This is a genomic window from Bacillus sp. V2I10 (assembly GCF_030817055.1).
GTDB lineage: Bacteria > Bacillota > Bacilli > Bacillales > Bacillaceae > Bacillus_P.
In genome coordinates this window covers 4,959,378-4,973,162 of sequence record NZ_JAUSYV010000001.1, presented here as the reverse complement: position 1 = coordinate 4,973,162, position 13,785 = coordinate 4,959,378, and the positions used below count along the sequence as shown (strand labels likewise).

At 40.4% G+C, this 13,785-nt stretch carries 10 protein-coding genes; 6 read left to right on the top strand and 4 right to left on the bottom strand.

All coding sequences use genetic code 11. From position 1 onward, the window contains the following. Window positions 1–94: 94 nt before the first annotated feature. The 4 genes from QFZ72_RS25095 to QFZ72_RS25080 all read right to left on the bottom strand — a co-directional run bounded on the left by QFZ72_RS25095 (window position 95) and on the right by QFZ72_RS25080 (window position 6,661). Window positions 95–2,782: a sigma-54-dependent transcriptional regulator gene (locus tag QFZ72_RS25095; RefSeq protein ID WP_307438833.1), complete on the bottom strand. Its 2,688-nt coding sequence runs from the start codon at window positions 2,780–2,782 to the stop codon at window positions 95–97. 194 nt (window positions 2,783–2,976) lie between these two features. Next, window positions 2,977–4,704, bottom strand: a complete 1,728-nt coding sequence (locus QFZ72_RS25090) for a sensor histidine kinase (RefSeq protein WP_307438831.1) — start codon at window positions 4,702–4,704, stop codon at window positions 2,977–2,979. Next, the gene (locus tag QFZ72_RS25085) at window positions 4,701–5,414 is read right to left on the bottom strand and encodes a response regulator transcription factor (RefSeq protein WP_307439999.1); all 714 of its coding nucleotides are present in this window, start codon (window positions 5,412–5,414) and stop codon (window positions 4,701–4,703) included. The genes QFZ72_RS25090 and QFZ72_RS25085 overlap by 4 nt, the downstream gene beginning before the upstream one ends. A gap of 794 nt (window positions 5,415–6,208) precedes the next feature. After that, window positions 6,209–6,661, bottom strand: a complete 453-nt coding sequence (locus QFZ72_RS25080) for a hypothetical protein (RefSeq protein ID WP_307438829.1) — start codon at window positions 6,659–6,661, stop codon at window positions 6,209–6,211. Window positions 6,662–7,624: 963 nt separating this feature from the next. Between QFZ72_RS25080 and QFZ72_RS25075 the strand changes: the two genes are divergently transcribed. The 6 genes from QFZ72_RS25075 (at window position 7,625) to QFZ72_RS25050 (ending at window position 13,642) form a co-directional block, all read left to right on the top strand. Then, on the top strand, window positions 7,625–8,458 hold the full coding sequence (locus QFZ72_RS25075; protein WP_307438827.1) for an alpha/beta fold hydrolase: 834 nt from the start codon (window positions 7,625–7,627) through the stop codon (window positions 8,456–8,458). A 161-nt stretch (window positions 8,459–8,619) separates the two neighbouring features. Then, on the top strand, window positions 8,620–9,654 hold the full coding sequence (locus QFZ72_RS25070; RefSeq protein WP_307438825.1) for a LacI family DNA-binding transcriptional regulator: 1,035 nt from the start codon (window positions 8,620–8,622) through the stop codon (window positions 9,652–9,654). 106 nt (window positions 9,655–9,760) lie between these two features. Continuing rightward, window positions 9,761–10,993 (top strand): ABC transporter substrate-binding protein, encoded by a 1,233-nt coding sequence (locus QFZ72_RS25065; RefSeq protein ID WP_307438823.1) that lies wholly within the window; start codon window positions 9,761–9,763, stop codon window positions 10,991–10,993. A gap of 150 nt (window positions 10,994–11,143) precedes the next feature. After that, on the top strand, window positions 11,144–12,007 hold the full coding sequence (locus QFZ72_RS25060) for a carbohydrate ABC transporter permease (protein WP_307438822.1): 864 nt from the start codon (window positions 11,144–11,146) through the stop codon (window positions 12,005–12,007). Next, window positions 12,007–12,828 carry a carbohydrate ABC transporter permease gene (locus QFZ72_RS25055; RefSeq protein WP_252203636.1) on the top strand — a complete coding sequence of 274 codons (822 nt, stop codon included), beginning with the start codon at window positions 12,007–12,009 and terminating at the stop codon, window positions 12,826–12,828. The genes QFZ72_RS25060 and QFZ72_RS25055 overlap by 1 nt, the downstream gene beginning before the upstream one ends. Window positions 12,829–12,919: 91 nt before the next feature. Then, complete coding sequence (locus QFZ72_RS25050) at window positions 12,920–13,642, top strand: ThuA domain-containing protein (protein ID WP_307438820.1); 723 nt, start codon at window positions 12,920–12,922, stop codon at window positions 13,640–13,642. Window positions 13,643–13,785: the final 143 nt, after the last annotated feature.

Here is a 13,785-nt window from a genome sequence, read left to right as displayed (position 1 = left end):
TAACCCCTTCGTTTTAATCTTTTACCTTGTTTTAGAATTGTCTTATTATTTACAAATATTGCTTTTATAATTAAAAAACGTCCGTCTGATTATATCAGACGGACGTTTTTTCAGTTGTAGCACTGCTCTCATTTTTTAATAAGAAATCCATAATGAAACATACTTCATCATTCGGAATGGCAATTTGATAAGCTTCTTCGATTTTATTGAGCGCTTTTCTGATTTTTAAATAGAGAAGATAATGTTCATTGATTTTCGCATCTTTATCAGGATAGCTGACAAACGGCTGATTTTTCCGGAGCCGGTCCAGCATGCAGCTGATATGAAGAACAATGCCCATCAGACTTTCATGATTTAAATATGTATTTGTCTGCAGCTGGAGATCGTTTAAAACGTTTCGCACAATTGTAATGACTTCGCCTGCATCGTCAATTGTGAGAGTCTGCTGCAGGGCATCAGCCATTTTAATATACGTTTCTTCATGAGTAATCAGCTCTTGAATCGTCTTGATCTCTTTCATATTCAGGATATCCTGGACATGAATGGTTCTGTAAGGCAAGGTAATGTCAAAGTTGCAGACTACACAGAGGATGCTGCGCTCCTTTGATATATTAGTCAGCATCTTTTGCATTTCTTTTCGGTCAAAAATGCTGATCGGCAAAATTTCGATGATTTCTTTATTAAAATGCAGATAATTTTCAAGGATATTTTTAATGGCAATCGCACTGCCTTCACCGGTTAAGCAGGCGGTCAGGATCACTGATTTCAGCGTCTTGCTGTTTGATCGCTTCTCTTTTTGAGTCTGCATATAAAACGGTGTTAAATTTTTAACATCCTCGTAGAGCTCATCCAAGTGATAGCCAAGGCTTGCTTTTCGTGATGCTTCGATGACATGGGCGGTGCTGACCATAGGTATAACTTTAACGGGAATAGAAAACTCCGTTTCAATCATTTCTCCGATGAAGGCAAGAGACCCCATATCGATTAACAGGAGCAGTCCGGTGCAATGGTTCAGAGGCTGCATTTCTCTTTTAACACGCTGCAAAAATTCCTCAGGCGATTCATGGAGCGGCATATCAATGCCAGTGACGTCTTCATTTCCAAGCAGATGGTTGGTTACGGCGGCCATCTCTCTTGCAATTCCATTTCCATGCGCCAAAACGAAGACTGCGGTTTGAAAGCTTGGCGTTTCATCAGAATCGACAACGAAAAACATCGTAAGAAACGCAACTTCATCAAATGGTATCGTGATCGAAAACGTGTCCTCTACGAGCCTCATACTTTCTATGGCCACATTGAACTGATCCCGGTACTGCTCGCGTATCGCCGTTAAATTGGGATGGTAGATTGATTTGTGGGATTCAAGACGCTGCATTAAGGTTTGCAGGTGAAGGGACAAGCCTACAAATACCTTCTCATTAAATGTGCGGTTTAATCTTTTTTCAGCTAAATGAATGATTTTTTCACTGACTTTTACAATCTCAGCTGACAGAATTTTTTGGAGGTTATCTTTGCTCATCTGCTGAATCGTTTGTTTTAAATATTGTTTGAAAAGAGACTGAATGTTATGGTCCATCAGCATCGCAAGCTCTGCTTGATCAATATCCCGATTTTTCAGTTCCTCATATTTCATATCAATATGTTCATAGATAGAATGGTCAAACGAAGGCTGACTCTGTACCGAATAAGACTCAGTCGGGCTGAATGTGTACTGTTCATTCATTTGAATAAGAGTGTGCTTCGTTTTCTTTTCAATAAACAGACCTTCTTTGATATACCAGTTCAGGTCTGAAGACCGGATATGAATACTTTGTTTTTTATTGGTGACATAGTCGGCATAGGCTTTAGCGCATGTCAGCTGAATATCTGCTTTCAGCTGGCCAATGTTGCTTGTGCAAGGATAAAAGAGTAATGCCCTGATGGTATTCGTTGAGACTGAGATTTCTTTCCCCAGGCGAATGCTTTCATCTGTGAAGAAGCGTTTTATTAACAGCAGCCGTTCTTCAGAGGAGCGTTCCCTAAGCGGGGGGAGTGTGATAAACATCGGCATTCTCCGCTTGAATGTCCCGAGCAGGGAAGAGACAGGATCCTCTGTTGTAGCAGCCAGAATGAGAACCTGTGCCGTCCGTTCATTCTCTGATTCTCCCAGTCTGCGGTAGGTGCTCCCGTCAATAAATGTAAACAGCATCTCCTGTCCTTCTGGTGTAAGACGATGCACTTCATCTAAAAACAAAATGCCGCCGTCTGCTTTCTCAATCAGCCCTTTTTGCTCAACTGCACCTGTATAGGCACCTTTTTTTACACCGAACAGCTGGCCAAGCAAAAGCTGAGGGTTATTTGCGTAGTCCGCACAATTAAAGACAACAAAAGGAGCCGTTTCATGCAGCCGGCCTGCTTCCAGCGCAAATTTATGCATGATGGATACAAACATGGATTTTCCGACGCCTGTTTCACCGAAAATGAGCGTATGCATGCCATGTGGAGGATATAGAATAGCTGATTTAGCCTGATCAATGGCTGTCCGTAAACTGCGGTTTTCCTTTTGAAAAGAGTCTAATAAACTTCCCTTGAGTTTATCAGCTCCCAGATCACGATCAGCATTTAAAAAGAAAACGACAGGTCTTGATGAAGACTTTGACAGCAGGCCTTCTTTCACGAGTTTATTCAGATCGCTGCTTACATTTGCACGGTCAAGCTGAAGCAATTCTGAAATTTCAGCGGCAGAATAGGAGACCCTGCTCTGCTGCTTAAATAAGCTGTAAATCAAATCCTTTCTTTTCATAAAATACAACAGCCCCCTTTGCACAAACTAGTATAAAGCGCTTACAATAAATGGCGGGAATCTCCTGTTTTCAGGGGAATAATCCACTATAAAAAAAATAGCATAGAGTCTGTAAAATGAACATCATTTTCAGATTGTAAAATAAATCTAATGAAACAGGCCCGTTCCTGAAGTGGACGGGCCTGGAAAAGAATTTAAAGCGGGAATTTAAGCGTAATAACTGTACCTTTGCCAAGCTCGCTCCAGACGGCGATCTCGCCATTATGAGCAAGAATCAGCTGCTTTGCAATGGCAAGTCCGAGTCCGGTCCCTTTTGTTGATTCTTCTGTGTTTGTTCCTCTGAAATAACGGTCAAACAGATTATCCTTTGTTGCCGCATCCATCCCATTGCCAGAGTCTTTAATCAGGATAGAGAAGTACTCTTCTTCTTTTTTCATCGAAATTCCAACCTCTGTTGAAGATGGATTATGCTTGAATGCGTTAGCAACAAGGTTTTCAATAATGCGTTGAAACCATCTTTTATCAATAGGATAATAGATTTCATCTTCTGAAGGGTGAAAATCTATTTCCCGTTCTTGATAAAGCGGGTCATTTAAAAAATGCACAATGGATCTTCTGATTGTTTCATTCATTTCCTCTGTTTCAATATGAAGCGGAAGAGCATTATTTTTCAGCCGATAGGTCAGATTGAAGTCTTCAATCAAAGATGTCATATAGCTTGCTTTGTCTTTCATAATTCCTGCGAAATCCTGAACCTCTTCCTTTGTCCAGTCATATTGATCAGACTCCAGCATATATGCATAGCCGTAAAGCGAGCTTAAAGGCGTCTTCAAATCATGAGACAGTCCTGTAATCCACCCTTCTCTTCTTTCATCCATCATGGCCCTGTCTTTATCCTTTTGAATTAAGTTAGAGGTAAGCACATTGAGAGAGTAGATAATGTCGTGATAAATTCTAAAAGAGTTTTTTAACTTTCCGTTTTGTCTCGAGCTTGCCCGGACGCCTTTTTTAGAAAGAGGTTCCGCGTATCGTCCAGTGGCGAGATTTTCAAGCCATAGAATCGTATGAAGCAGCGGCTTTCCAAGCTTATTTGAATACCAGATAGAGATAATAAAAAATAAGATTCCAGTGAAAAGTACGAAAACGATTATCCATTTGAATAAAGAGATCATGAGACTGCTGTCAAACTGATCGTCGGGGAAGTACTCTTTATTTGGCGAACCAATGACATATTTATAGCCGGTTGCCGGATCGGCATAAGTGGAAATAGACGTTTTATGATTCCACGGTTCTTTTTTATAAGACATGATCTCGAAGTATTTTGGCAGATTTTTATTTTGTTTATTATGAGAGTAAATTAATGAGTACTCAGAATCATAAACCGCAAGCCAGGCTTTTTGTTTTGAAAAATCGGCCTGCATTTCTTTTGAAAGCACTGGCTTCTCATTAAATGAAAGGCCGTTATCTTTAAGGTCAGACATCAGATCGGTATTAGCGGAATGCTTTCCGTAGAGGACTATATAGGAATCTTCTTCCTGGTGAAGCATCCAATACGTCTGGTCATAGTGAAAGGATCTTTCAGCATCTGCAAAAAAGTGCTGCAGAGAATATTTTTTCGGAATGGAAGAAGGTGTCAAGTACGAAAAGACTACGGCCCCTTCCTCATCAATTACCTGCAGCCAGCCATTCTGTTTTTTAATTGCATCTCTGGCAGACTTGTCAAGCGAGATGTTATCATCTGAAAACTGAAAAATATCTCCTATGTACAGCGGGTCAATGCGTTTCACTTCTTTTTCAAGCATGTTATTGAAATCCTGTGTCATCAAGATCGCGAGTGATGCTCCCGTGATGGTCAAAAAGAGAATAAACCAGACAATCATATGAAAAATAAAAAAACGAGTGAGCTTTCTTTTTAAGTTCATGGTTTGACCCTGTCATCCACAAATTTGTAGCCAAGACCTCTGATTGTTTTGATGTATCTCGGCTGACTTGGATTTTCTTCAATTTTCTCTCGGAGCTTCCTGATGTGGACCATTACCGTATTATCATCGACCATGTAATGCTCATTCCAGACGTTTTCATAAAGCTGATGTTTGGTAAATACACGATTTGGATGTTTGCAGAAGAAAATCAGCAGCTGAAAAAGCTGCGCGGAGCAGTCAACTGTCCGATTCGCTACGGTCAGTTCTGCTGAAGAAACATTTATGCTGAAGCGTTCATACTCATACCGCTCCTCTGCAGCAGTCTTTTGATTGGATTGAGGCATGGTGCGTTTTAAAAGAGCTTTAGCGCGTGCTGCAACTTCTAGAGGATTAAAAGGCTTTGTAATATAGTCATCAGCTCCATATGCAAAGCCTGATAATTTGTCGAGATCACTGCTTTTTGCGCTTAAAAAAATAATTGGCGCATCTGTTTTTTGTTTAATAAGCGGGCAAAGCTCAAATCCGCTTATATCAGGCAGCATGATATCAAGCACGATTAAGTCATATTGTCTATTCTCAATTGCCTTAAGAGCGCTTGCTCCCGTTAAGGATTCATCTATATGTAAAAAGCCTTCTTTTTGCATAACAGTTCGGACGAGCTTGATAATGGCTTCTTCATCGTCCACTAATAGAATTTTGCATGTATGAATCAAGGAAATCTTCCCCTTTCTGTCCTTCATTACCTTAATTCAAATCAGTGTATTTGTTAAGGATTTCCTGCATGTTTCCATTTCTTTTTTTGTGTCACCTATATTTCCGGCGAGACCGACAAAAAACAGAGCAGCAAACAATAAGTTTGCTCCGCTTGCGAGTGATCTCCAAAATGTCTTGAAATCATCAATTTACATGCAGCAGTTCTGAAAATGCATTCATTTAGTCAGCTCCTATTCTTGCACTCTCACAAGTCTATCAGCTGAAGTTTTACACATTGTTATCGAAACCTTAAAAGCAGCTTAATTGTTAAAAACAGGATATAAGAATGCAGGATACATACTAATTAAAAACAAATGGGTTGGTTAAATGACCCTATCTCGAGGAAAATACAATTCTTTTTTTTGATCAAATTGGGTCTGCTTTAATTGTGGGAACATCGGCGGGGAAAAAGGCCAATTTACAGCATGCATACCAAACGGTCATCCGCGGCCTAATGATAGGTTTACCTGAGGACATTAGAGTGCTGGCCATTATGTAAAAAAACTTGAAGAAGGCCAATATTTTCATACAAAAGCAGAATGGATGTACTTAAAAGATAAAGTGAATGAGACAGCTCTGAAAGCAGAAGATCCTAATATCATCATGGAATCTGCCTATATTGAAAAAATTGTTCAAAACAATCAGATTGCCATTTTTTATTTGACGGAACGCCTTACGATTCCCTATATTCAGGCGCCAAATAAAAGAGCATCAGCAGATGAACAGAATCCTGCATCGCTAATGCCATTCGTTACTTCAATTGATAATCGACCTTGCTGTACAGCTTCGTTCCGTTATGAAGACCAAGCTTTTTTTCCTGATTTTCATCAAGACCGTTAATGCTGATGACAATTTCGTCTCCTCGAAGGGAAATCGTTCCTTCAACCGGCTTTTCAAGTGCAGGATCCTCTATTTTAAAAGGGCCATCGCCATTTCCGTGAATAGTCGTTTTTGTTTTGGTCTCACGCAGAATCTTGTTATCCTTCGATTTCAGTCCAAGTGTCAGCTCAGCAACCTGTCCATCCTCTGGGAAATTGACGATGGCAAAATTGCCTTCCTCTTTCACTTTTACCCGGTCTACCCAAGTTCCGTTATATATACCCTGCATACTGTAATCTTCATTCTTAAGCTGCGGACGGTTGCATCCTGCGAGAATGACTGCAGCAACAGCAATGAACAAAAGACTTAATTTTAAATTCTTCATAGCAGATCCCTTCCTGTTCTAAATCTCACTTTTATTATCGCCTAAAAAGGGGGAAAGAAGCAAAGGATAGGGAGCTTCCGGCCAGATATTGAATGCAGGCTGAAAGTAAGCTGGAAAATGACGCATTATACAGAGCGTCAGTCACGGTACTAAATCCCTCAACTCGCAGAAATCGCTATTCAATTAGCGAAAATGCAACTCCAACTCGCAGGAATCCCGGTTCAACTCGCAAAAAGGGGCATTCAATTCGCAAGGCTCAAATTCCAATGAAAAAACCTCATAATAATGCCTATTTCTAGCTGCCGTTGGCCAGTTAAAAAAAATTCAGTATAAAATAAAAGAATTCAATTCGCAAGGCTCAAATTCCAATGAAAAAACCTCATAATAATGCCTATTTCTAGCTGCCGTTGGCCAGTTAAAAAAAGATTCAGCATAAAATAAAAGAGTTTCAGCTGTGTATAGAGCATCAAGACTGGCACCCGGGGAGCCCAACTCGCAAAAAACGCTGGCCAATTAGCGAAAATGCAATTTCAACTCGCAGGAATCCCGGTTCAACTCGCAAAAAGGGGCATTCAATTCGCAAGGCTCAAATTTCCAATGAAAAACCTCATAATAATGCCTATTTCTAGCTGCCGTTGGCCAGTTAAAAAAAGATACAGCATAAAATGAAAGAGTTTCAGCTGTGTATAGAGCATCAAGAGTGGTACCGGGGAGCCCAACTCGCAAAAATTGCTGGCCAATTAGCGAAAATGCAACTCCAACTCGCAGGAATTCCAGTTCAACTCGCAAAAAAGGGTATTTAATTCGCAAGCAAAATTAAGGTGTAAAAAAACACAGAATAGATAGAGAGCAGAGATTTCGGTTATCTAAAATAACCGGTAAGTTGCCCGTTTTAAAGTAAAAAAAAAGGGTATACATATAGCTTACGACGAGAAAATTGCAGAAGACGAGAGGATTCCATAAATGAAATTAAAAAAGAATATCGCACTTATAGCAGCTTTCAGTTTAGCAGCAATCGTTTTTATCGTTCAGACTATAAAGCCTGAGATTTCAAATGGAGCCAGTGATGCAGGGCACGAAGGAACGCCGACGGTCTTTGTGCATGGCTATAGAGGCACGCTGAATTCGTTCGAAGGCATGATGGAAAGATTTCAGTCGGATTATAAATGGGGAGAAAAAACTCTTGTTTGCACCTCTGATAAGAGAGTCGCGGAGTGTAAGTCCCTGACAGACGAAAAAGTGAAAAATCCCCTTATCCAGGTTTATTTTGAAGACAACGATTCGAATTTTGAGAAGACAAGCTTAGAACTCGGCAATATTCTTAAACTTTTAAAAGAAAAATATGGTTACGATAAAATTAATATCGTTGCACATTCTATGGGAGGCTTAGTTTCTGTCAATTATATTCAGGAAACAAGACAGGATAAAGAGTTTCTTAAAGTAGAAAAGCTCGTTACAATCGGAACTCCTTTTAAAGGCATTCAGAGGGAAGTATTTGAAAAACGATATCATGAGAAAAAGCATGATTTAATTGCCGGTTCACAGGCGATTCAGGAATTATATTCAGAAAAAGATAACTTTGATCCAAATACACAAGTTTACTCAATTGCAGGTAAAATCAGTAAAAAAGTAGATGGCGACGGTCTGGTCTCAGTCAAGAGTGCAACTTCCTTAAAAAATGTAGTCGCTTCAGATCATTACCGGGAACAAGTCATCGTGTCGAAGAAAGCTACACATAATGGATTGCATGAGAATAAAGAAGTCGATGAGGAAGTCGGCAGATTTTTGTGGAAGTAGAAGAAGTGAGAGTCCATTGCGGGCTCTTTCTTTGTGAATCAAATGCAAATGCTCAAGTATGTTTCAAGAATTGATATCTCTCAAGGGTAGAAAAAAATTAATTATTACCATATTGTAAATGCTTTCATAAGGTGGTACTATAAATTTACGAAAACGTTTACGTGAAAGCAGGGAGAAGGTGGGAAATGAATTATACCATCAAAGATGTAGCAAAAAAGGCGAATGTTTCGATTGCTACCGTTTCAAGAATTCTGAATAATCAGAAGGGTTACTCTGAAAAAACAAAACGGAAGGTTCTTGAAGCGATTGAAGAATTGGACTACCATCCAAATGCCATTGCAAGAGGACTTATCAATAAGAAAACGTCGACAATTGGTGTATTATTTCCGGCTCTTTCAAGTATGCTCGTAACGGAACTGTTAGCCGGAATAGAAAAAGCAGCTCATCAGCTTGGATCAAGCGTGATTGTCTGCCATACAGAGTCCAATGGTTCAAAAACAATGAAATACCTGCAATTGCTTAATGAAAAGCGTGTTGACGGAATTATTTTCACGAGTGAAATTCTAAAAGAGGAATACTATGAATTTATTCAGAAAATGAATATTCCCCTAGTCCTTTTATCGACGGAATCACGTGCTTATTCAGTGCCATACGTCAAAGTGGATGACAGGCATGCGGCGTATTCTGCCGCTCAGTACTTAATTAAAAAAGGACACACGCAGATCGGCATGATCAGCGGAAATCAAAATGATCTTATAGCAGGAAAACCAAGAATTGATGGATTTAAGGATGCATTAATAGATCACGGTTTGCCTGTTCATGACAGCCAGATTGTCTGCAGTGAAGGATTTACCTTCGCTGACGGCATAGAAGGATTAAAGAAAATGAGACAGCAGGCGCCTGAAGTGACAGCTATCTTTGCGGCAAGCGATGAAATTGCTTTTGGAGCGATTTCAGAAGCTTATCAGCAGGGCATAAGAATACCCGAGGAATTATCGATTATCGGCTACGATAACTTGAGTATTGCCGAAATGTCGATACCCCCGTTAACTTCACTTGCTCAGCCCTTTTATGAAATGGGAGAAAAGGCAGCAAAAATGATATTTGACATGATCAATGGCAATCAGCTCATAGAAAGCCGGATTATGCCGCATTCCATTAAGGAAAGAAGCAGTGTAATAAAAAAAGAGGAATAGCTTCTTCTTTTTTGTAAATGACGTAAACGTTTACGCAGGAAGAGCGCCAATTTTTTTTGCTGAAAAGAGTAAACGTTTACTTATTCTGAACTGGGAGGCGAAATGAATGATCAAGAAAATTACTGCACTCGCCGCAGGCATGGTGCTTGGGGCTGCCATATTAGCGGGATGCTCTTTAGGGGAAGAAGCGGACGGGAAAGTCACGCTTAATCTTTTCTCCAACAAATCTGAAAATATCAATACATATAAAGGTCTGATAGAAGAGTTTGAAGCAGAAAATCCAGATATCAGGATCAAATTTGATTCTCCTCCGGAAGCAGAAACCGTGCTGCGGACAAAGCTTATTAAGAATGACATTCCTGACGTTATGCTGATTGCAGGAAATGCTACATACGGTGAATTGGGAAGAGCAGGAGTGCTTGAGGATTTTGCTGATACAGATCTTATCGATTCCATCCAGCCTTCCTATCTGGACATGATTGACCGCTTAGTAGGCCCTGATAAAGATGGGGTCTACGGACTGCCATATGCGACAAACGCAAACACGGTGATCTATAACAAACTGAAGTTTGAAGAGCTTGGCCTTGAAGTTCCGAAAACGTGGGATGAATTTATCGCCGTATTGGAAAAAGCAAAAGCTGCCAGCGAAATACCAATCTATTTGACTCTTAAAGATGCATGGACTGGAATGATTTCCTTGAACTCTCTTGGAGGAAATCTGGCAGGTGAAGAATTTGCAGAAAAGAAAAGCTCTGGACAGACGTCATTTGTAAAGAGCTACGATGAAGTCGCAGACAAGATGCTGACCCTTACAGAATACGGACACAAAGACAACTTTGGAATTGCCTACGGCGATGGCAACAATGCGTTCGCAGCAGGCGAGGGTGTCATGTATATTCAGGGGAACTGGGCGATTCCTGAGATTTTAAAAGCAAATCCTGAAGCAGAACTTGGCGTTTTTCCGATGCCTGTAAAGAACGACCCAGAGCAAAACAAACTTGTTTCAGGTGTTGATGTTCTGCTGACCATCAGCAAAGACAGCGAGCACAAAAAAGAAGCCGAAAAATTCCTTGCGTTTATGCTGAAGAAAGAGACTGCAAAACGTTACATTGATGAGCAAAAGGCTTTCTCTGCAATAAAGGGAGTGTATCAGGAGGATCCCGTTTTCGGAGGAATAAAAGTAAACTTTGAAAAAGGAAAAATCACCAGTTTCCAAGATCACTATTTTCCTGCAGGAATGGGAGCAGAAAACATTCTTCAGGAATTTCTGATCGAGAAAAAGAAAAGCACTTTCTTGAAGAAAATGGATAGAGAGTGGGAGAAAGTTGAGGATCGCTAATAATTTTTATTTTGTCCAGCTGTACCGCCTAACCCCTCGGTCAGAACAGATTCACTGAAAAAGTCACAACCGGACTTTTCAGGTGAATCCTTATCTGCCATGCCTGGGCTAAACAGGCGGTTCCGCATTTCTATGAAGGGAGATAAATCAATGAATAATAAAAACAAAGTTTTCCTCATCATGACTGTTCCTGCCGTTCTCTTATTCTTTATTTTTCATACCTATCCTGCCCTTCAGGGGATATTCTACAGTTTTACGGACTGGAGAGGATACGGGGAGTGGAACTTTGTCGGTCTGAAAAACTATCTGAATGTATTTAAGGATGAAAGAGCACTCAATGCGTACGGCTTCACCTTTCAGTTTGCCATTATTTCCACGATTCTTGTGAATTTTTTCAGCTTGCTTGTGGCAATGGGGCTTAATGCAAAAATTAAGTTTCAAAAAACACTTCGAGCTGTCTATTTCATGCCTTATATCTTAAGTATTCTGATCGTTGGTTTTATTTTCAACTTCATTTTCACGCATTTTCTGCCTGATATCGCAGGCGGCCTTGGAATGGAGGCATTATCTAAAAATATTCTGGGTGATCCGAACCTTGCCTGGGTTGGTATCGTCATCGTAGCTGTTTGGCAGGCAATCGCGTTCAATACAATCTTGTACCTTGCAGGTCTTGTAACCATTACTGAGGATTTATATGAAGCTGCAAGCATTGACGGTGCTGGAATTTGGACAAAGTTCTGGAAAATCACCTTTCCGCTGATTGCACCATTTTTTACAATTAATATGATTTTGTCGATGAAAGGTTTTCTGATGGTTTTTGACCAGATCGTTGCCCTTACAGGCGGAGGACCAGGTCAATCAACAGAATCGATTTCGCTTCTGATCTATAGAGGCGGCTTTCAGGGCGGAGAATTTGCCTATCAGTCTGCAAATGCGGTCATTTACTTTATTGTTATTGTTATCTTTTCTATCTTTCAGCTTAAGATTCTTGAAAAAAGAGAGGTGGGCAACTGATGATCAGCAAAAAGACAAACTGGCCTGTCACCATACTCTTGATTTTAGGAGCAATGTTCATTATCCTGCCGCTGTACTTAACCATTACCATTGCCTTTAAAACACCGCAGGAGCTTGCGGGAAACTTGCTTGCTCTGCCGCAGTCATGGTCTTTTGACAACTTTGCGAAAGCGATAGAAATGACGAATTTCTTCAATGCATTAAAAAACAGCGTTTTCGTCACTGTATTAGTCGTTATTTTTACTGTCCTGACGAATTCTATGGTCGCTTATGCGATTGCACGCAACATGCATAAAAAGTTTTATAAATTCACATTTTACTATTTTGTTAGTGCGATGTTCATCCCTTTCCCGATCATTATGCTTCCAATCGTAAGACAAACAGCATTGTGGGGCATGGATAATCTTGTGGGATTAGTCATTTTGTACATTGTCTACAATCTATCTTTCAATATCTTTATCTATGTAGGATATATAAGATCCATTCCGAAAGAATTGGAAGAAGCTGCAATAGTAGACGGCGCAACAACTTGGGGAGTGTTCTGGAAGGTCATTTTCCCGCTGCTTGCACCAATGAATGCAACTGTGGCCATCCTTACATGTCTTGGGGCATGGAACGATTTTCTGCTGCCGCTCGTCGTTCTGAGCGACAGCGACATGGCAACATTGCCGCTTGTGCAGTATATTTTCCAATCACAGTTCAGCACAGACTATAACCTGGCATTTGCCTCGTATCTGCTTGCACTGATTCCGATGATTATTGTCTATGTTTTCGCACAAAAATGGATCATCAGCGGAGTAATGAAAGGGTCAATTAAATAATTTGGCTTAATTAATAGGCTGGAATATTGTATATTGAAATAGATAGATTAGATTAAATATTAAAAATAATTTATTATAGGGAGATTTAACAATGAAAATTACAGTTTGGAACGAAAACCGCCATGAACAAAAAAATCCAACAGTAGCAGAAATTTATCCTGAAGGCATTCACGGCGCCATCGCTAACTTATTAAAAGAAAACGGGTTTGATGCTGAGACTGCTACATTAGATCAGCCTGAGCACGGGCTAACAGAAGAAGTTTTAAGCGGGACTGACGTTCTTTTCTGGTGGGGACACCTTGCACATGATGAGGTAACTGACGAAATCGTTGAGCGAGTTCAAAAACGTGTACTTGAAGGAATGGGCTTAGTTGTTCTTCATTCAGGACATTTCTCAAAAATCTTTAAAAAGCTGATGGGTACATCTTGTGACCTAAAATGGCGCGAAGCCGACGACAAAGAGCGTCTATGGGTTGTTGATCCTTCTCATCCAATTACTGAAGGAATCGGCGAGTACATCGAAATTGAAAAAGAAGAAATGTACGGAGAGCATTTTGATATTCCGGCACCAGATCAATTAGTATTTGTCAGCTGGTTTGAAGGCGGAGAAGTATTCCGTTCAGGATGCACATATCAAAGAGGAAACGGAAAGATTTTCTACTTCCGCCCTGGCCATGAAACATACCCGACATACCATAACAAAGAAATTCAAAAAGTATTAGTGAATGCAGCTAATTGGGCAGCACCGACAAAACGCGAGTATCCGGTTTACGGAAATGCTCAGCCGCTTGAGAAAATTACTGTTAAGTCATAAGAAAAGCGGAGCCGACTGTTCAGCCCCGACAGGCCGATTTGTTCTGACCGAGGGGTTAGGAGGCGGAGCTGGACAAGGAAAAGCGAAATCACCCGTTTAGCTCAGCTGAATCACTTCATACCGCTGAAATGATAAATTTATCA

Coding starts and splice junctions, on each gene's coding strand:
- QFZ72_RS25090 (WP_307438831.1), bottom strand. CDS start 4,704: ATGAACTTAAAAAGAAAGCTCACTCGTTTTTTTATTTTTCATATGATT.
- QFZ72_RS25075 (WP_307438827.1), top strand. CDS start 7,625: ATGAAATTAAAAAAGAATATCGCACTTATAGCAGCTTTCAGTTTAGCA.
- QFZ72_RS25065 (WP_307438823.1), top strand. CDS start 9,761: ATGATCAAGAAAATTACTGCACTCGCCGCAGGCATGGTGCTTGGGGCT.
- QFZ72_RS25050 (WP_307438820.1), top strand. CDS start 12,920: ATGAAAATTACAGTTTGGAACGAAAACCGCCATGAACAAAAAAATCCA.
- QFZ72_RS25080 (WP_307438829.1), bottom strand. CDS start 6,661: ATGAAGAATTTAAAATTAAGTCTTTTGTTCATTGCTGTTGCTGCAGTC.
- QFZ72_RS25060 (WP_307438822.1), top strand. CDS start 11,144: ATGAATAATAAAAACAAAGTTTTCCTCATCATGACTGTTCCTGCCGTT.
- QFZ72_RS25055 (WP_252203636.1), top strand. CDS start 12,007: ATGATCAGCAAAAAGACAAACTGGCCTGTCACCATACTCTTGATTTTA.
- QFZ72_RS25095 (WP_307438833.1), bottom strand. CDS start 2,782: ATGAAAAGAAAGGATTTGATTTACAGCTTATTTAAGCAGCAGAGCAGG.